Origin of the sequence: Crossiella sp. S99.2 (assembly GCF_023094165.1) — a bacterium.
Classification (GTDB): Bacteria; Actinomycetota; Actinomycetes; order Mycobacteriales; family Pseudonocardiaceae; genus Crossiella.
Map to the genome: position 1 here is coordinate 421,480 of NZ_JALMDK010000003.1, position 18,029 is coordinate 439,508.

The following is an 18,029-nucleotide window of genomic DNA, read 5'->3' on the forward strand; positions in this document are numbered from 1 at the left end:
TTCAGTCCGCGAGCCGGTAGGCCAGCTCGGTGTCCCAGTTGTTCATGTCCGGCTCGACCTGCGGGTTGGTCAGGTAGCTCTCCATCCGGCAGCCCCAGTGCTCACCCAGTGCGGAGGTGGTCATGTCCCAGGGCAGGCCCTGGGCCTCGGCCCAGCTGAACATGCCGGTGATCGTCTCGATCAGCCCGTCCAGATGGCCGTGGTGGGTGAGGGTGACGTAGCGCCCGGCGGGCAGCTCGCCCGGCTTGATCTCGCCCTCGCCGGGCTGCGGTTCGGCCACCGGCACCCCGGCCTCCACCACCAGCTCAGCGTCCATGTCGATCACGTGGTACCGGAGGAACGGGGCGCCGGCGATCTCCTGTCCACGGCTCAGGATCAGGCCGACGATCTCGCCGATCCGGTCGGCGACGAGGTGGAAGGTGGTCATGGTGACGGTGGCGGTCACGCCCAGGTAGGGCTGGGCGGCGCGGGTCTGGATCTGCGGCTCGGTCATCGGAGGTCCCTTCCGGGTTCGGGTGTCGCTCACCCGACGAACGAGCCTGCCGCAGATCGACACCCCGTGCCGGGCAACTCAGCCCAGTGTGTCGGCCAGTATCGCGGCAGCCTTGGCGACCAGGGGACTGTCCGGCTTGGCCGCTTGCTCCGGTTTGGTGCTGTAGACCGCGAGCAGGATCGGCGTGCCTGCCGGGGTCCAGGCGATGCCGACGTCGTTGTTGGTGCCGTAGGATCCGGTGCCGGTCTTGTCTGCCAGCTTCCAGTCCGTGGGCAGTCCGGCGCGGAAGCGGTCGCCGCTGGTGGTGTTGGCCAGCATCCAGTCGGTGACCCGCTGCCGGTCGGGCGGGGTGAGGGCGTCGCCGAGCAGCAGGCGGCGGTAGGTGGTGGCGATGGCGCGTGGGCTGGTGGTGTCGGTGATCCGCCAGGGTTCGGCGGAGTTCAGCTCGGTCTCCCACCGGTCAAGCCGGGTGCGGTGATCGCCAATGGAGCGGCAGAACTTCGTGATGCCGGTGGGGCCGCCGATCTCGCGGAGCAGGAAGTTGGCCGCGGAGTTGTCGCTGTAGCAGATGCTGGCCGCGCTGAGTTCGGCGATGGTCATGCCGTTGGCCAGGTGTTCGGGGGTGCCGGTGATCGGCGAGTAGGTGACCAGCTCGGCCTGGGTGTAGTGGATCCGCTTGGCTAGCACCTCGCCGTGCTGGTCCAGGTCGCGCAGGATCGCGGCCGAGACCAGGGGCTTCCAGCTGGAGCAGAGCGGGAACAGCTCGTCGGCCCGGTAGGCCACGGTCCGGCCGGTGCCGAGGTTGCGGCCGTAGACGCCCAGCCGGGCGCCGTGTGCCCGTTCCAGCTCGCGCAGCCGGCCGGTCACGCCCGGGGTCGCGGCGGACGCGATCCCGCCGGGGATGGCGGCGGCCAGGGCCGCGCCGGTGGCCAGTCCGAGAAACGATCGCCGGGTCCGCATCCGCACTTCCTTAACCTTGTGGATCACTGTCGCCGCCATTGAACACGTCCTCAGCGCAGTGCGGTGATCCATTCCAGGGCGATGTCCGGACCCGGCAACGCGGCGATCTCCCGGGCGAACTCCTGGGTACGGCGCGCATACCCAGGATCGGTGAGCAGTGCGGCGGCATTGGCACGCACCTGGTCTGGAGTAGCGGTGGTGGGGTCGAGCACCCTGGCGAAGCCGAGTGCGGCGCACCGCTGGGCGTTGTACGGCTGGTCGGCGCCCATGGGCAGCAGCAGCGCGGGCAGGCCGTGCGCGAGGGTGCCGGTGACCGCGCCGGATCCCCCCTGGGAAACCACGAGGGCGCAGTGCGGCAGGATCTCGGCCTGCGGGCGGTAGCGCTCGACGCGCACGTGCGCGGGCTGTGGTCCGAGGTCGGCCGGGTCGAGCTGACGGCCCACGGTGACCAGCACCGCGGCGTCCAGTTCACGCAGTCCGGCCAGCACCCGGGTGAACAGGTCGCCGGACTCGCGGTTGAAGATCGTGCCCAGGGTGAAGTAGACGGCCGGCCGGCCGGGGATGATCCAGTCCGGGACCTCGGTCGGCTGCCGTGGGATGAGCGGGCGGAAGGCGCGGGCGGTGGCGGGCAGCGGGTCGGCCGGATCGCGGAAGGACAGCGGCAACCCGGACAGGACCAGGCGGCGCACCATGCTCAGCCCTGGGTCTGGCGGCAGACCCTGAGCGGCTCGCCACTCGTGCAAGGGACCGCCGACGACCTCGTCGGTGGCGAAACCGCCCGCGGGCATGCAGGTCATCGTGGCGCAGGGCAGCCCGAGCTGGTCGGCCGCGATGGCCGCCGCGTAGTCGGTTTCGTCCCGGACCAGGACCTCCGGCTGCCACTCCGCGAGTAGCGCCAGCAGGCCGGGCAGGCGTTCGCCGGTGGCCCGCCGGGCGAAGCCCTCCCGCAGATCCCGGCGTTCGCGTTCCGGGTCCAGGGGCGCCAGCGCGGTGATCGTGGCGGCGTTGTCCGGTCCGCCGGAGCCGACCGCGAAGGCGGTGAACCCGGCCGCGGTGACCGCCGCGCGCAGCCCGGGACCGCTGGCGAAAGCGACGGTGTGCCCGGCCGCGAGTGCCGCAGTCGCCAGCGGGATCAACGGTTCGAAGTGGCCGTTGCCGCCGGCGAAGGTGAACAGGATGCGCACGACGGACCAGCCTGCCGCCTCAGCTCGGCGGCCGCCATGGTTCGCCGCAGAACTCCCAGTTGATCACGTTCACCATGTGCAGGACCTGCTTGCCGTCCTTCGGGCTGAACAGCGAGCTGGACAGGATCACCTGCCTGCGCGCGTCGGCGGTGGCGAAGGCCATGGTCGAGTAGCCGGGGATCGCGCCGGTGTGGCCCCACAACCGGACGCCGCAGGTCGTGCTCATCTCCTCGATGCCCAGGCCGTAGCGCGGCCACACCGGATTCGTGGTGGCCACCGCGTCGGTGCGCATCCGCTCGGCCAGCCCGGGTGGCAGCAGGACGCCGCTGTGCAGGGCGGTGTGGAAGCGCTGGAGGTCGCCCGCGGTGGAGACCACGCCGTAGGCGGCCCAGGCGAAGGACGGGTCCAGCTCGGTCAGCTCGACCCGAGGGCCAGGGTCGATCCGGTAGTGGCCGGAGGCATGCGGACCCCACAGGCGCGGGTGCCGGGGCAGTTCGCTGGCGTGCATGCCGGCGGGCCGGAACACCCGCTGCCGCAACTGGTTGTCCAGGGTGTCGCCGGTGGCCCGTTCGATGATCATGCCGAGCAGGATGTAGTTGGTGTTGCTGTATTTCCAGGCGCCGGGCGGGCCATGGCCCAGGGCGTTGGCGGCGCGCACCAGAGCCGCCGGCGAGTGGTGGCGCTGGGTGTAGACCGCCGGGTCGGCGAACTCGGGCGCGGCCGTGTAGTCGGTCAGGCCGCTGGTGTTGTGCAGCAGCTGCTCGATCCGGATGCCGTCGCCGCCGGGGACCACGCCGGGCAACCGGTGGCCCAGGGTGTCGGTCAGCGCGAGTCGGCCCTCGTGCACGAGTCCCAGCAGCACGGTGGCGACCAGCGGTTTGGTCAGGCTGGCGATCCGGAACCGCCCGTCGGCGGGCAGTGGCGCGCCGGTGTCCAGGTCGGCCACCCCCGCCTTCGCCCGGTGCACCCGGTCGCCGTCGCGCACGGTGAGCACCACGCCGGGCACCCCAGCGGCGACCATGCCGTCCAGTTCCCGCTGGAGTTCCGGGCGGACCCCGGCCACCGCGGTGCCGGGCAGGGCCACGGTGAGGCTGACGAAGGTGAGCAGCAGTGCTGCGAGCCGGCGGGGAGTTGATCTCACGGGCCGACGCTACCGAGGTGTTGCTGAGAGCCCTCACAGCTCAGAACACGCTGTCGCCCAAGGAGACCAGCAGCGTGCGCAGGATGGCGGCGAGTTCGGCGCGCTGCGCCGGGGTGAGCGCGGCGAGCAGGTACTCCTCAGTGGCGAGGTGGTCAGGCAGCGCCTGGTCGATGAGCTGTTTGCCCTCGGCGGTGAGCTGGACGTGCACCACCCGCCCGTCGGTGGGGCTGGGTTCGCGGGTGATCAGGCCGCGGGCCTGCAGGCGGTCCAGGCGCTGGGTGATCGCGCCGGAGGTGACCATCGAGGAGCGCATGAGTTCGGCCGGGGTGAGCCGGTGCGGCGGGTTGTTGCGGCGCAGGGTGGCCAGCACGTCGAAGGAGGGCCGGTCCAGGCCGTGGGCGGCGAAGGTCTTGTCCATCGAAGCGCCGGTGAGCCGGTTGGCCCTGGCGAGTCTGCCGAGCACGGCCATGGGTGAGACATCGAGGTCAGGACGCTGGGCGGCCCACTGGGCGAGCACGCGGTCGACGTGATCTGTCACAAGTCCATTCTAGATGTCTTAGCGATGAGATACATTGTCTTAGTGCTAAGCAATCGCCTGGGGGTCGTGCTGGCCACCGCACTCGCCCCCGCAGTCTGGGGATCCACCTACCTCGTCACCACCGAACTGCTCCCGCCCGACCGGCCACTGCTGGCCTCGGTGCTCCGCGCGCTGCCAGCGGGTTTACTGCTCATCCTGATCACCCGGCGATTACCGCGCGGTCAGTGGTGGTGGCGGGCGGCGGTGCTGGGCGCACTCAACATCGGCGTGTTCAACGCGATGCTGTTCATCGCCGCCTACCGGCTGCCCGGGGGTGTCGCGGCCACCCTGGGCGCGATCCAGCCGCTGCTGGTGGCCGGTTTCGCCGCCGGACTGCTCGGCCAGAAGCTCACCACCCGCACCCTGGTCGCCGGGCTGGCCGGGTTCGCCGGGGTCAGCCTGCTGGTACTGCGCGCCGACGCCGAGCTGGACGGCGTCGGCATCGCGGCCGCACTGGCCGGCGCGGTGGTGATGGCCCTGGGCGTGGTGCTGAGCAAACGCTGGCGGGCCGACGCCCCGATGCTCGCGGTCACCGGCTGGCAACTCGCCGCAGGCGGACTGCTGCTGGTCCCGGTCACCCTGCTCGTGGAAGGCCCGCCGCCGGCGGTGCTGACCGGGCCCAACCTGCTCGGCTACGCCTACCTGGCCATCATCGGTTCGGCCATCGCCTACGCGCTGTGGTTCCGCGGCATCCACGCCCTCTCCCCCACCGAGGTCACCTTCCTCGGCCTGCTCAGCCCACTGGTCGCCACCCTGCTCGGCTGGCTCGTGCTCGGCCAGCAGCTCACCCCGGTCCAGGGCCTCGGCGGTCTCGTCGTACTGGCCGCGGTGGTCACCGCCCAACTCCCCTCCCGCACTCTCGTCAGGAGCTGATTTCCCTTGCGCATCACCGTTTTCGGCGCCACCGGAGCCACCGGCAGCCGCGTGGTCACCGAGGCCCTTGCCCGCGGCCACCAGGTCACCGCCGTGGCCCGCTCGGCAGCCCGCTTCCCGGACCTGCACCCCGAGGCCACCCACCGCGCCGCCGATGCCACCGACCCGGCCGCCATCGCCGCCCTGTCCGCCGACCAGGACTTGGTGATCACCGCGACCCGCCCACGACCGGGCCGGGAACCGGAACTGGTCCAGGTCACCGAAGCCCTGTTCACCGGCCTGCGCGACCGTGGCGTCCGGCTGCTGCTGGTCGGCGGCTCGGCCAGCCTGCGGGTGGCCACCGGCGAACTGCTGGTGGACACCGCCGACTTCCCCGCGCACTTGCGGCCGATCGCGCTGGCCTGCAAGGACCAGCTGGCCGTGGCCGAGGCGAGCACCGGGGTGGACTGGACCTACCTGAGCCCGCCCATGCTGCTGGAACCCGGGGTGCGCACCGGCCGCTACCGGGTCGGCAAGGACGACCTGCTGATCGACGAGCAGGGCGATTCCGCGATCTCCATGGAGGACTTCGCGGTGGCACTGCTGGACGAGGCCGAGCAGCCCCGGCATCGCGGCCGGTTCACCGTGGCCTACTGACCGCTGCGCTTGACCTTGACCCAAGGTCAAGCTGAACGCTGACCGCATGACACCCAACAACATCAACTCACGGACCTTCCGGCGAGTGGGGGCCACCGCGCTGGCCGTCACCCTGGTGGCCGGGGCGGCCGTCGGCAGCGCACTGCCGGCGGCCGCCCAGCCGAACCGCCCCGAGCTGCAGCAGGCCATCGAATCGCTGGTGGACAACGGTTTCGGCGGAGTGCAGCTGCGCGTGCACGATGAGCGCGGCGACTGGGTCGGCAGCGCCGGGGTGCGCAAGCTGGGCGAGACCGCGAAGCCGCCGACCAACGGGCGGTTCCGGATCGGCAGCAACGCCAAGGTCTTCACCGCCACCCTGGTGCTGCACCTGGTGGCCGAGGGCCGGATCGGCCTGGACGCCCCGGCGGTGGAGTACCTGCCGCAGTTCGCCCTGGACCGGCGGATCACCGTGCGGATGCTGCTGGCGCACACCAGCGGACTGTTCGACCACACCGGCGAGTACTACCCCGACGGCACGGTGGTGCCGGGAATCCCCTGGCAGGGCAAGGAATGGGTGGACAAGCGCTTCCACACCTACCAGCCCGCGGAGCTGGTCCGGTTCGCCCTGTCCAAGCCGCCGCGGTTCGCGCCGGGCGCGGACTGGAACTACTCCAACACCAACTACGTGGTGGCCAGGCTGCTGGTCGAGCAGGTCACCGGCCGCCCGTTCGCCGAGGAGCTGCAGCGGCGGATCCTGCGACCGCTCGGACTGCGGGACACCGTGTCGCCGGGCGCCTCGCCGGAGATCCCCGGGCCGCACGCGCACAGCTACTACCGGTACCAGGATGCCGGGCAGTGGAAGACGATCGACGTCACCCGGCAGAACCCGTCCTGGATCTCCAGCGCCGGTGACATGATCTCCACCACCAAGGACCTGCGCACCTTCTTCGCCGGACTGCTGGGCGGGAAACTGCTCCCGGCCCCACTGCTGGCCCAGATGCGGACTCCGCACCCCAAGAGCGGTTTCGGCCTCGGTCTGCGGGTGCTGGCGGCGGGCCCGACCTGCGGCGGCACCCTGCTGTACCACAACGGTGGCGTCAACGGCTCCGGCGCGCTGCTCTACAGCACACCCGACGGCAGCCGGACCCTGGAGGCATCGCTGACCGCGGGGGACGCCGCGATCAACCCGGCGGTGGAGTTCCAGAAGGCGCAGGAGAAGCTGGTCAACCTGGTCTTCTGCGACAAGATCAGCTGATCTGCTCGGCCAGGGCGACGATGATGCCCGCGGGGCCGCGCAGGTAGCAGAGCCGGAACAGGTTCTCGAACCGCGTCACCTCGCCGATGAGTTCCGCGCCATGGGCCCGCAGGCGGGTGATGGTGTCCTCGATGTCGTCGACGGTGAACATGATGCGGCGCAGGCCCAGCGTGTTCGCCGGGGCGTCCGGTTCACCGGCGCGCACCCGCGGGGAGCGGAACTTCGTCAGTTCGAGTTTGCCTTGGCCGTCTGCCGTGCGCACCATCGCGACCTCGACCTGGACCCGCTCCAGTCCGACAACGCCGTCCAGCCAGCGGCCCTCGACGGCTGCCTCGCCCTCCAGTTCCATGCCCAGTTCGACGAAGAACGCGATGGCGGCCTTGAGGTCCTCGACCACAACGCCGACGTGGTCCATCCGCTGAATCGCCATGGTGATTCGCCTCCTGCCTCGCGCGGCCGGTGCCGGCCGCTGATGTCCCTGGGACGAAGCCCACCGGCCATTCTCGACATCCGCGGCGGACCAAGTTTCGGCGACCTGCTCACGCCTACTTGCCGCTCAGGTGGGCGAGGTAGGCCGCGGGTCCGCCGTGGGCGTGGCACTGGGCCCCGGGCCGGACGTGCTCGATCCCGGCCCGGGTGACGCGCAGAGTGGTGGTGGCACGCCGGTCCCGGCCAGGGTGGCCGTCTCCCGCGTCCAGGACAGACACATCCGGTGGAAACTCCGCCCGCGCGGCCGCCGCACCGGCCACTGGTGGGCGGCCGGTGCGGTTGGCGCTGCTCACCCGCAGCGGGTGGGTGAGCAGCGGCCGCAACGGCGCCCAGCACGAGCCGAACACCAGCACGAACCCGTGCCGCGCCGCGTCCAGGATCCAGCGCGGCGCGGCCGGGGTGATCGGGAGCAACGCCGTCACCCGCTCCTCGACCAGGAGCTTCCTGGCCAGGGCGACACCGCGCGGATCGAGGTCCAGGACCGCGGCCAGTTCCGCCCACGGCCCGTCCTCGACCAGCCACAACGCCACCGCCTGGTCGACGGGGCGGTTCTTGGCGGTGTTGACGGCCTCGGCGGTGGTGGCGGCCACCACCGAGGTCAACGGATACGGATTGGGCAGGACCACCGCCGCACCTCGGTCCAGCGCGGCCACCACCCCGGTCAACTCAGTGATCGCGGATCACCGCTGGAAGGTCCAGGTGGCGCGGGCGCCGGGGCCGACAGCGAGGGTCGAGCGGCCGATCCGGTGCTCCTGCCGGGCCCCCACGGTCCGGTTCAGGGTGAAGTCGATGCTTCGCAGGCCGATCTCGGCCAGCGGCACCGCGTCCAGGCGCATCGTGGTGCCGCCACGGGTCGCCAGCACCCCGCCGGGAGTCGGCACGACCACGAAGCCACCCGTCTTGAGCAGCGGCAACGTCACGTTCAGGTCCCGCGAGGTGATGGCAAGGTGGATGGCGGAGACATCCCGCATCAGGAAGTCGCGGTACTTCTCGGACAGGTAGCGGTCCCGGCTGACATCACCGGGGTAGGCGGGCGGGCCGATCTTGGTGCGCGGGTCGGACAGGAACTCCTCCCGGTACTCCATGCCCCACGCGTTCAACGACTCATACGGTTCGGGGCTGGTGAAGATGGCGTCGAACCACGGCACCGGCTTGCCGTCGCCGAAGTCCCTGGTCTGCTGGAAGTCGACCGGCTTGACCCCCTGGTCCACCAGGCGCTGGCGCACCGTCTTGAGGTCGCCGGCGTGGTCGGGGGAGACACCGAAACCGGTGGCCCCGAGCTTGCCGTCCGAGCCCGGCAGATCGCCCACGCCGAACAGTTCGACGTAGGTCTCCCGGCCCATCAGGTAGCGACCGGTCCACTTCTGGCCGCCGGCGCCGGTGTTGGTCTGCACCGTGAAGTTGGAGAACTCCTTCATGTACGGGGAGTGCTCGATCGCGTCAGCGGTCTCCCGGTCCAGCACCCCGTAACCGTGGTTGAAGAACAACAGCTGCCGTGCCGGGGTCTCCGCCGAGGCCGTCCCGGTGACACCGGTGAGGGCGAGCGGAACGGCCAGCGCGGCGGCCGTGAACGCGCGTAATACCCGTCGAAGCATCATGGCCGGATGCTAGGTCGCGCTGACCTGCGCTGTCGGGGGTTCGGGCAAACCCGGACCCCTACTTGGCGCCGAGTCCGAAGTCCTTGCGCTTGATCTTGGCCCGGCGCGAACTTGAGTGCCTTCTTCTTCCCCTCCGGGGAAACCCAGGCGACCAGCCGGAACCACCCCGTGGGTGCCCCGAGTCGCCTGATCGGCCCAACCCGCTCCGGGGTGCGGGCGGGAGGATGGAACTGAGCGGGCCTGAGGGGGAAACGCTTGGTGGCGGAGCCAGAGCCGGACCGGTCGCACAACGAGATCACCGCGAACACGGTGGCCGATGTGTGGATGATCGGCGCGGTACACGGTGGCCAGCACTTCTACCAGCCGGTCCCCGCACCCGCCGACCCGCTGCGCGAGGCCGCCGAGGACCTGGCACGTGCGGTGCGGGCCCAGTGGCGAGCTGAGGAAAACCGGCTGCGGATCTCGGCGCCGTTCCCACTGCCGGTCCGGTGGCGGCGCGCGGACGAGGTGCCGACCGACCACTGGGCCAACATCCGCTGCCGGCCCGCCGGAGCCACCGCCGGCCCGCTGCCGCTGGACGGCGAACTGGCCAAGATCGTGGAGGTCTACCGCCGGGTGCCGTCCGGACGGCTGGTGGTGCTGGGCAAACCCGGATCGGGCAAGACGATCCTGACCCTGCGATTCGTCCTGGACCTGCTGGATAACCGCACCGGCGCCGACGCTGTGCCGATCATCTTCAGCCTGGCCGCCTGGGATCCCACCGCGATCACGCTGGAGGACTGGCTGGTCAGCCGGCTGCGGAACGACTACCCGGTACTCGCCGCTGGGCAGTCATCAGCCGCCGAGCTGGTCAAGGATCGCCGTGTGCTGCCGGTGCTGGACGGGTTCGACGAGATCGCCCACGGCCTGCACGCCGCCGCGCTGGCCGAGCTGAACGCCACCGCCATACCGCTGCTGCTCACCGGCCGCAGCGAGCAGTACGCGGCGGCGGTGGCCGGTGCCCAGGTGCTCTCCGCCGCCGCCGTGGTCGAGCTGGCCGACCTGACCCCAGCGGACCTGACCGCCTACCTGCCGCGGATAGCCCGCACCGACGGTGGGTGGGCGGCGGTCCTCCGCGTGCTGCACGGCAACCCCCGGAGCGCGGCGGGCGCGGAGCTGGCCGCGGTGCTGAGCACCCCGTTGATGGTCGCGATGGTCCGCGGTGTCTACAGCGATGTGCCCGGCAAGGACCCGGCCGAACTGCTGGACCGCGGCCGGTTCGGTTCCAGCGAGGCCATCGAGACCTACCTCATCGGCGCCTTCACCACCGCCGCCTACCAGCGCCCGCCGGGGCCGGGCCACCGGCGCTGGGATCCCGAACTCGCCGAACACTGGCTGGGCTACCTCGCCTGGCACCTGAACCGGCTTGGCAAACCCGACCTCCAGTGGTGGCAACTGGGCGACTCCCTCCGTCGCCGGACCCGGGCACTGGTGGTCGGCCTGGTGTCCGGTCTGGCGACCGGGCTGATGATCGCGGTCATGGACACTCTCGGGACCGGGAGCGTGCGCGGACTGGCCCACGGGCTGTTGCAGGGGTTGCTGACCGGGATCGCGTTCGGCGTCGTGCACTGGGGGGCGCTGTGGCTCGCCCCCGGCGCACTGGAACCGGCCCGGGTGCGGATGCGACTGCGCGGGCCGCCCGGCCTGCCGCGCGCGCAACTCCGCCAGCGCGTGCGGTGGGCGCTGGCGATCGGGCTGCTCTTCGGCGTGGCGTCCGCCTGCGTGCGCCAGGTCCAGACCGCCCTGGTCCTGGGCGCCTTCGAGCCGTTCGGCGTCCTGGTCGTGGACGCGATCGTCTACGTGCCGCTGTTCGGGTTCGCCGGTGCGGCCACGGCCCTGGTCACGGGCTGGCTGGAAACCCCGCTGGACGCCAAAGCCGCCCTCAGCCCGACCTCCCTGCTGCGGACCTGCCGGGAGCACGAGACCATCCGGCTGGTCGTCGTGGTCCCGGTGTTCTTGCTGGTGATGGGGTTGGGCACCGGAGCTGTGGTCGCACTCATCCGCGCACCCGCGGCCGAGTTCGGGATCGGCGTCCTCTGGGATCTCCCCCTCGCACTGATGGTGGGCGCCAGCACCGGTCTCAGCGCCGCGTCCGGCTATGTGCTCAGCGCGACCGCCTGGGGGCAGTGGCTGGCCCTGTCCCGGGTGTGGCTGCCGCTGACCGGCAGGCTGCCGTGGTCACTGCCCGCCTTCCTGGCCGACGCCCACCACCGGGGTGTGCTGCGCCAGGCCGGATCGGCCTACCAGTTCCGCCATGCCCGCTGCCAGGACCACCTCGCCCAGGCCTACCAGGCGCGGTGGCGTTCGACGCGAGCCAAGGCGGACAGGAACTGACCTATATGGTCGGCAGAATTGGCTCCACAGCACCATCATGGAGCCTGGAGGTCGAGCAATGTACGCACCTGCCCAGCACGACGAGGTCACCGGCCTGGTCAACTACATCGACGAGCAGCTCACGGCCGTCCGGGCGGCCGCGTTCGGCCTGACCGAGGAGCAGGCACGGGAGACGCCGTGCCGGAGTGCGCTGTCGGTCGGGGGCATCATCAAGCACGCGGCCTACGTCCTGCACGGAGCGCTGGAGCGGTTGCGCACCGAGGTCACCGAGCAGCCGGTCGACGGGGCGGCGTACGCGGCGTTCACCGACAGCTTCACTGTGCGCGCGGACGAAACGGTGGCCGGGACCATCGAGGATTTCGACCAGGTGCGGGCTGAGCTGCTGGCCGCGGTCGCCGCGACCGATCCGGCCGGCGACACCATGGCACCGCCCGCGCCGTGGCACGGGATCTTCGACGCCCGGCCGATTCACGCTCGCTACTTCCTGGTGCACCTGGTCGAGGAACTTGCCCGGCACGCGGGGCACGCCGACATCATCCGCGAGCAGATCGACGGGGTTGCGGTGCCGACGCTGGCGCTCACCCTGGCCGGGGCGAGCGCCAACGACTTCTTCCAGCCGTACCAACCGGTTCCGGGCACTCTCTTGGCGTGAGGCGCGAGGTCACTTGGCCATGAGCTGGTCCAGTTGGCGTTCGGCGCGTTCGGCGCGGGCCAGGGTTTGGGCGCGGGCTTCGTCCAGGGCGGCCAGGCGTTCCTCGGCGGTGGTGCGGGCGGACTCGACCGCGGCGGCCAGGTCCCTGGTGTGGGTTTCGCGCAGGGCGCGGAGTTCGGCGCGGGTGTGGTCGAGTTCCTCGCGGGCGTCCTTGGCGGACTGGTCGGCGCGGTCGGCCCGGGTGATGGCCTCGGTGCGGGCTTGTTCGGCCTTGGTGATCTGGATTTGGGCGGTGCGTTCGGCGTGCTGGGTGGCGGTGGCGGCTTCCTGTTTGATCTGGGCGATGGTGTTGGTGGCCTCGCGCTGGGCGCGGTCCACCGCGGCCGCGGCGTCGCGTTGCACCGCCTCGATGGAGGCGGCGGCGTCGCGCTGGGCTTGTTCGACGTCCTTGGCTGCCTGGCGGCGGGCTTGTTCGGCCTGGGCCACCGATTCCTCACGGGCGCGGTCGATTTCGGCGGCGGCGTCCCGGCGCACGCCCTGGATGAGGACTTCGGCTTCGTTGCGGGCGGCGAGGACTTCTTCGGTGGCCTGGCGGGTGGCGGTTTGAGCTTCGGCTTCGGCGTGGTCGCGGGCGGCCAGGGCGGTGATCGCCTCCTGTTCGGCGGCCTCGGCGGCGCCGGCCGCGTCGTCGGCGGCGGCTTCGGCCTGGGCACGGGCTGACTCGGCTTCGCGGCGGGCCCCTTCGGCGGCGACCGCGGTGGACTCGGCCTCGGCGATGCGGCGGGCGGCGTCGGCCTGGACCGCCTGCACCTGTGCCTCGGCGGCGCTGGGGTCGGCCAGGGTGGACAGTTCGGTGACCGCCGAGTTGAGGGTCTGGTTGAGCTGGCCGGCCAGGGTGCGGAACTGCGCGAGAAGCTCGTCAGCGCGTAGTCGGGCCGTGGTGACGGGTCCGGCTTGTTTCGTCACGGTGACGATGGATTCCGCAGCTTCTTCGCCCTGTTGCTGGCGTTGACGTTCGCGCCAGGCCCGCCAGCGGGTGTGTTCGGGCAGGTCGCAGTACTCCGAGGGGCGTCCTGGGCCACCGGTGCGGGCGATCGGGCGACTACAGCCCGGGTAGTTGCATATTCCGGCCTCGCGGGTCACTTCGGCGTTCACCGGTAAATCGTAGCGTTACTTTCGTCGCAAATACACGTAACGACACGAAACGAAACCGGATGAGGGTGGCGTGGGCGACGCAGACGAAAGCCCTGGTTGACCTCCGATAAGTGAACATTATCGGGGGTCAACCAGGGCTGGGTTGAGGTGGTCAGCCGGACTGGCTTTGGTTTGCGTTTCGTTGATGTGACGAAACGTTATTGCGACGTATCACTGTTGTAGCGACGGAGCGCGAAGAAGTAGCCGATGCCGGTCAGCAGCAGGCACCAGCCGATGGCGAAGATCCAGCTGGTGCCGATCGGCGTGCCGGTCAGCAGCCCGCGCAGGGTGTCGATGATCGGCGTGAACGGCTGGTGCTGGGCGACCAGGGCCACCCCGTCGGACATGGCCGAGGTCGGGATGAACGCGCTGCTGAGGAACGGCAGGAACTGGAGTGGGAAGGCCGCGGTGTTGGCGCCGCCCACGGTCTTGGTGGCCAGGCCGATGGCCACCGCGAGCCAGGTGAAGGCGATGATCACCAGCGAGAGCAGGCCGAGCACGGCCAGCCACTCCCCCACGCCCGCGGTCGGCCGGAAACCCATGAGCACGGCCAGCAGGATGATCAGCGTGACGCTGATGAGGGTGCGGATCAGGCTGCCCAGCACCTGACCGCTGAGCACCGAGCCGCGGCTGATCGACATGGTGCGGAACCGGGCGATGATGCCCTCCTGCATGTCGGTGCACACCTTGATCGCCACCGCACTGCCGCTGGCGCTGCCGATGGCCATCACGATGATGCCCGGCGTCAGGTAGTCCAGGTAGTTGCCGGTGCGGGCGACTGGGGACATCGCGTTGCCGAAGACGAAGACGAACAACAGCATCATCAGCAGCGGCATCATGATGCTCATGACCGTCATCAGCGGGTAGCGCTGGGCGTGCCGGAGATCGCGCCGCAGCATGGTCACCGAATCGCGGACGGCGTAGGACATGGTGGTCATCGGGCCAGTTCCTTGTCAGTGTCGGCCGGGTGGCCGGTGAGGGCGAAGAAGACGTCGTCGAGGTCGGGGGTGTGCACGGTGAGCCGGTCGACCTCGACCGAATGGCCGTCCAGGCGGTCCAGCACCGCGCGCAACTCGGTCACGCTGCCGTCACTGGGGATCTGCAGGGTGCGCTGGTCCGGGTCGCTGCTGCCGGCCGGGAAGATCCGCGCGGCGGCGGCCAGCTCCTCGCCGGTGGGGAACTGGAGACGGACGAACCCGCCGGGGATGCGGCGCTTCAGCTCGTCCGCGGTGCCCTCGGCGACCAGCCTGCCGTGGTCGAGCACGCCGATCCGGTCGGCCAGCTGGTCGGCCTCGTCCAGGTACTGGGTGGTCAGCAGCAGTGTCACGCCCTGGTCGGCGACCAGGTCCCGGATGATCTGCCACATGGTGTGCCTGCTGCGCGGGTCCAGTCCGGTGGTGGGCTCGTCGAGGAAGATCACCCGGGGTGAGCCGACCAGGGTCATGGCCAGGTCCAGCCGCCTGCGCATGCCGCCGGAGTAGCCGGCCACGATCTTGTCCCCGGCCTTGACCAGGTCGAACCGCTCCAGCAACCCGGCGGCGCGGCGACGGCCCGCGGCCGGGGCGAGGTGGTTGAGATCGGCCATCAGCTGGAGGTTCTCCCGGCCGGTGAGCAGGTTGTCCACCGCGGAGAACTGCCCGGTGACGCCGATCGCGGTGCGCACCTTGGCCGCCTCGGTGACCACGTCGTGCCCGGCCACCCGCAGCTGTCCGCCGTCCGGGCTGATCAGGGTGGACAGGATGCGGACCGCGGTGGTCTTGCCTGCCCCGTTCGGGCCGAGCAGGGCGTAGATCGTGCCCTCGGCGACGTCCAGGTCCAGGCCGTCGAGCACGAGGTGGTCGCCGTAGGACTTGCGCAGACCGGTGGCGGTGATCGCCGACCGGCCGGTCGGGATGGTCATGATGAACCCATTTCGTTTACGTTTGCGAATGTCGATGGGCGCGTTGAACCGGCGTCGCCAGTGCGGACACGGCGAACTCAGGGCAGCGCGAAGAAACCTGGTTTATCGGCCGTGCTCACGGCCGTGTGGAGAAACCGCTGGTGTAGCAGCGGATCAGATGTCGAGGTCCTCGACCGGCGGGTGTTCGGCGGCGCGGGCGATCAGCGTGTACAGCTCCTCCGGGATCTTCTCCCGCAACTGCTCCACGGTCTCGACCACCTCCAGGGTGGCCTCCCCCTCGGCGAAACCCCAGGTCTGCTCGCCGAGTCCGAGGAAGCTGGTCCAGCTCTGGTTCTTGCCCATGCCGATCAGGCCGCGCCAGCCGCCCGTGGTCGCACTCGCCCCGGTCGGGTCGGTCGGCGTCCAGTTGGAGGTCCAGTCCGGCGAGCGGTCCACGTGCAGCACGAACTTGCCGGTGCGGGAGCGGTAGACGCGGTAGACCTCCATCCGCTGATCGGAGGCCGCACCCCACTCCCCGAGCAGTACCCCGGAGAAACGCACCTTGCGGCCGACTCCGGGGCCGACCTTGACCACGATCTCGTCGAAGCCCGCGGCCCGGCCCTCTTCGATGTCTACGTACCGCCGCAGGGCGGCCACGATCGCGGCGGACAGACTGCCCCCGGCGAGTGCCTGTGCTCGCTGGAACAGCTCCAGATCCTCACCGGACACGTAGATCGTTTTGTTCGGCACGACTGCATCCTAGCCCCCATTGCCTGGCTTGCTATACGTATGAGTGTACGTAGATGGCGTGGACAGCGCAATACTTGCACTGTCCAAGCCATCAGTGCAGGTGAGAGGGTTGAGAGTGGATCAGGCGAAGGCGTTCACGCCGGTGAGTTCGGCGGAGAGCGTCCACAGCCGGGCGGCCTGGACGGGGTCGATCGCGTAGTCGCGCACGCCTGCCCGGGTGCCGTCGGCCGGAGCGGGTCCGGCGATCTCGCAGTCCTCCAGGTAGACCCCGCCGAGTCCGTCGAGCCGGGGCGCGGTCGCGGCCCAGACCTGGGTGGCCGCGCCCTGCTCGACGGTCTTGACCGCGCCGACGAAGTTGCCCTCCTCGTCGGTGGCCGGGTGCGCGCGCAACTCCTCCCGGCTGAGGTGCCGGATCAACGGGGTCTGGATCAGGCCGGGGTGCAGGGCAAAGGCGCGGATGCCGTGCTCTTTGGCCAGGGCGTCCAGGTGGACCGCCAGCAGTGAGTTCGCGGTTTTGGACTGGCCGTAGGCCGCCCATTTCTCATAGCCCTGCTCGAAGTGCAGATCGTCCCAGCGGATACCGCTGTAGAAGTGGCCGCGGGAGGAGACCGAGACGATCCGCGCGCCAGGTCGCACCGCCGGCCAGAGCCGGTTGACCAGGGCGAAGTGGCCGAGGTGGTTGGTGGCGAACATGGTTTCCCAGCCGGGGCCGACCGTGGTCTGGGGTGCGGCCATCAGGCCGGCGTTGGTGATCACGATGTCCAGGCCGCGGCCGGTGGCCAGGAGGCGTTCACTGAAGGTGCGCACGCTGTCGAGGTCGGCGAGATCAAGTTCGTCGACCTCGACAGCGGGGATCCCGGCCAGCGCCGCCCTGGCCACGGCTGGGCGGCGGGCCGGGACGAGCACCTGGGCGCCGGCAGCGGTCAGGGCCCGGGTGGTTTCCAGGCCGATGCCCGAATAGCCGCCGGTGACCAGGGCGAACTTGCCGGAGAGGTCGATTCCGGCGAGGACTTCGGTGGCCGTGCTGGTCGCGTCGAACCTCGAGCCGATCTTGTGCTGGGCGGTGGTCATGGCTCGACGCTAGGGGCTGGAGCGCGCTTCAGAGCAAGCCCGGCTCAGCCGGCGGCGAGCTTGTCCAGGAACTCCGCGATCAGGGTGGCGATCTCCTGCAGGTGCTCTTCCAGGGCGAAGTGGCCGGTCTCGAACAGGTGGAACTGCGCGTCGGGCAGGTCGCGCAGGTAGGCGCGGGCGCCGGCCTCGGTGAAGAACGGGTCGTGCCGGCCCCAGGTGATCAGGGTGGGCGGGGTGTGCGTGCGCAGCCACTGCTGCCAGTCCGGGTAGCGGGTCAGGTTGTGGTGGTAGTCGAAGGTCAGCGCGACCTGGACGCGCTGGTTGAGCGGCAGGTCGAGCAGGCGCAGGTCGAGTGCGGAGCTGTCCGGGTCGACCAGTTCCGGGTTCCGCACCCCGGTGAGGTACTGGAAGTCCAGGCCCGCCCTGGTCAGTTCGCGGCGGATGATCTCCTCCGCGCCGGGCTGGTCCGGGCGCAGGTCCAGGAGCTGCTGGAACAGTTCGGAGATGCCCTCCTGGTAGGCGTTGCCGTTCTGCACGATCAGCCCGGTGACCCGGTCGGGGCGGGCCTGGGCCAGCCGGAAGCCGACCGGGGCGCCGTAGTCGAAGACGTAGAGGGCGTAGCTGCGCAGGTCGAGGACGTCGACGAAGCCGGTGATCACCTCGGCGAGGTGGTCGAAGGTGTAGGCGAACTCCGCCGGGTCGGGGGTGTCGCTGTGGCCGAAACCGGGCAGGTCCGGGGCGATCAAGTGGTAGTCGGTGCCGAGAGACTCGAACAGGCGGCGGAACTGGTGCGAGCTGGTCGGGAAGCCGTGCAGCAGCAGCAAAGTCGGGGCGTCGGCCGGTCCGGCCTCGCGGTAGAAGATCCGCAGCCCGTCCACCTCGACGTGGCGGTGGGCGATCTGGGGCAGGGTCAGCGCGGTCATGT

Annotated in this window: 19 protein-coding genes; 5 read left to right on the forward strand and 14 right to left on the reverse strand. The window is 70.6% G+C overall.

What is annotated here, in order from left to right; translation table 11 throughout:
* Nucleotide 1: 1 nt before the first annotated feature.
* From MZC64_RS13215 to MZC64_RS13235, 5 genes are all read right to left on the reverse strand, one after another.
* Nucleotides 2-493 (reverse strand): GyrI-like domain-containing protein, encoded by a 492-nt coding sequence (locus tag MZC64_RS13215; RefSeq protein ID WP_247756909.1) that lies wholly within the window; start codon nucleotides 491-493, stop codon nucleotides 2-4.
* 78 nt (nucleotides 494-571) lie between these two features.
* A complete protein-coding gene (gene bla, locus MZC64_RS13220; RefSeq protein ID WP_247756908.1) occupies nucleotides 572-1,453 on the reverse strand; it encodes a class A beta-lactamase in 882 nt (293 codons plus the stop codon).
* A gap of 50 nt (nucleotides 1,454-1,503) precedes the next feature.
* Nucleotides 1,504-2,637, reverse strand: coding sequence for a glycosyltransferase (locus MZC64_RS13225; protein ID WP_247756906.1), 1,134 nt, complete (start codon nucleotides 2,635-2,637; stop codon nucleotides 1,504-1,506).
* Between the two features lie 19 nt (nucleotides 2,638-2,656).
* Nucleotides 2,657-3,778: a serine hydrolase domain-containing protein gene (locus MZC64_RS13230; protein ID WP_247756904.1), complete on the reverse strand. Its 1,122-nt coding sequence runs from the start codon at nucleotides 3,776-3,778 to the stop codon at nucleotides 2,657-2,659.
* A gap of 40 nt (nucleotides 3,779-3,818) precedes the next feature.
* Nucleotides 3,819-4,316: a MarR family transcriptional regulator gene (locus MZC64_RS13235; RefSeq protein WP_247756902.1), complete on the reverse strand. Its 498-nt coding sequence runs from the start codon at nucleotides 4,314-4,316 to the stop codon at nucleotides 3,819-3,821.
* Between the two features lie 42 nt (nucleotides 4,317-4,358).
* Here MZC64_RS13235 and MZC64_RS13240 point away from each other — a divergent pair, with 42 nt between their 5' ends.
* From MZC64_RS13240 to MZC64_RS13250, 3 genes are read left to right on the forward strand one after another with little or no spacing between them, the layout of a single operon-like run.
* Nucleotides 4,359-5,228, forward strand: a complete 870-nt coding sequence (locus MZC64_RS13240) for an EamA family transporter (protein ID WP_247756900.1) — start codon at nucleotides 4,359-4,361, stop codon at nucleotides 5,226-5,228.
* 6 nt (nucleotides 5,229-5,234) lie between these two features.
* Nucleotides 5,235-5,864, forward strand: coding sequence for an NAD(P)-dependent oxidoreductase (locus MZC64_RS13245; protein ID WP_247756898.1), 630 nt, complete (start codon nucleotides 5,235-5,237; stop codon nucleotides 5,862-5,864).
* A gap of 46 nt (nucleotides 5,865-5,910) precedes the next feature.
* On the forward strand, nucleotides 5,911-7,098 hold the full coding sequence (locus MZC64_RS13250; protein ID WP_247756897.1) for a serine hydrolase: 1,188 nt from the start codon (nucleotides 5,911-5,913) through the stop codon (nucleotides 7,096-7,098).
* Here the strand turns inward: MZC64_RS13250 and MZC64_RS13255 are convergent.
* From MZC64_RS13255 to MZC64_RS13265, 3 genes are all read right to left on the reverse strand, one after another.
* Complete coding sequence (locus MZC64_RS13255) at nucleotides 7,091-7,528, reverse strand: VOC family protein (RefSeq protein WP_247756896.1); 438 nt, start codon at nucleotides 7,526-7,528, stop codon at nucleotides 7,091-7,093. The two genes, MZC64_RS13250 and MZC64_RS13255, sit on opposite strands and share 8 nt — an antisense overlap.
* A 115-nt stretch (nucleotides 7,529-7,643) precedes the next feature.
* On the reverse strand, nucleotides 7,644-8,252 hold the full coding sequence (locus MZC64_RS13260) for a hypothetical protein (RefSeq protein ID WP_247756895.1): 609 nt from the start codon (nucleotides 8,250-8,252) through the stop codon (nucleotides 7,644-7,646).
* A 15-nt stretch (nucleotides 8,253-8,267) separates the two neighbouring features.
* On the reverse strand, nucleotides 8,268-9,185 hold the full coding sequence (locus MZC64_RS13265; protein WP_247756894.1) for a DUF5829 family protein: 918 nt from the start codon (nucleotides 9,183-9,185) through the stop codon (nucleotides 8,268-8,270).
* Between the two features lie 258 nt (nucleotides 9,186-9,443).
* Here MZC64_RS13265 and MZC64_RS13270 point away from each other — a divergent pair, with 258 nt between their 5' ends.
* Complete coding sequence (locus MZC64_RS13270; protein ID WP_247756893.1) at nucleotides 9,444-11,558, forward strand: NACHT domain-containing NTPase; 2,115 nt, start codon at nucleotides 9,444-9,446, stop codon at nucleotides 11,556-11,558.
* A 58-nt stretch (nucleotides 11,559-11,616) separates the two neighbouring features.
* Nucleotides 11,617-12,210 carry a DinB family protein gene (locus MZC64_RS13275; RefSeq protein ID WP_247756892.1) on the forward strand — a complete coding sequence of 198 codons (594 nt, stop codon included), beginning with the start codon at nucleotides 11,617-11,619 and terminating at the stop codon, nucleotides 12,208-12,210.
* 9 nt (nucleotides 12,211-12,219) lie between these two features.
* On the opposite strand, the gene MZC64_RS13280 is transcribed toward MZC64_RS13275, so the two are convergent.
* The 6 genes from MZC64_RS13280 to MZC64_RS13305 form a co-directional block, all read right to left on the reverse strand.
* A complete protein-coding gene (locus MZC64_RS13280; protein ID WP_247756890.1) occupies nucleotides 12,220-13,365 on the reverse strand; it encodes a hypothetical protein in 1,146 nt (381 codons plus the stop codon).
* Nucleotides 13,366-13,562: 197 nt separating this feature from the next.
* Complete coding sequence (locus MZC64_RS13285) at nucleotides 13,563-14,342, reverse strand: ABC transporter permease (RefSeq protein WP_247756888.1); 780 nt, start codon at nucleotides 14,340-14,342, stop codon at nucleotides 13,563-13,565.
* Nucleotides 14,339-15,304: an ATP-binding cassette domain-containing protein gene (locus MZC64_RS13290; RefSeq protein WP_247756886.1), complete on the reverse strand. Its 966-nt coding sequence runs from the start codon at nucleotides 15,302-15,304 to the stop codon at nucleotides 14,339-14,341. The genes MZC64_RS13285 and MZC64_RS13290 overlap by 4 nt, the downstream gene beginning before the upstream one ends.
* A gap of 153 nt (nucleotides 15,305-15,457) precedes the next feature.
* On the reverse strand, nucleotides 15,458-16,033 hold the full coding sequence (locus MZC64_RS13295) for an EXLDI protein (RefSeq protein WP_247756884.1): 576 nt from the start codon (nucleotides 16,031-16,033) through the stop codon (nucleotides 15,458-15,460).
* A 120-nt stretch (nucleotides 16,034-16,153) separates the two neighbouring features.
* Entirely contained in the window at nucleotides 16,154-17,104 is a 951-nt protein-coding gene (locus tag MZC64_RS13300; RefSeq protein ID WP_247756882.1) for an oxidoreductase, read from the reverse strand.
* 44 nt (nucleotides 17,105-17,148) lie between these two features.
* Complete coding sequence (locus tag MZC64_RS13305; RefSeq protein ID WP_247756881.1) at nucleotides 17,149-18,027, reverse strand: alpha/beta fold hydrolase; 879 nt, start codon at nucleotides 18,025-18,027, stop codon at nucleotides 17,149-17,151.
* Between the last annotated feature and the right edge of the window lie 2 nt (nucleotides 18,028-18,029).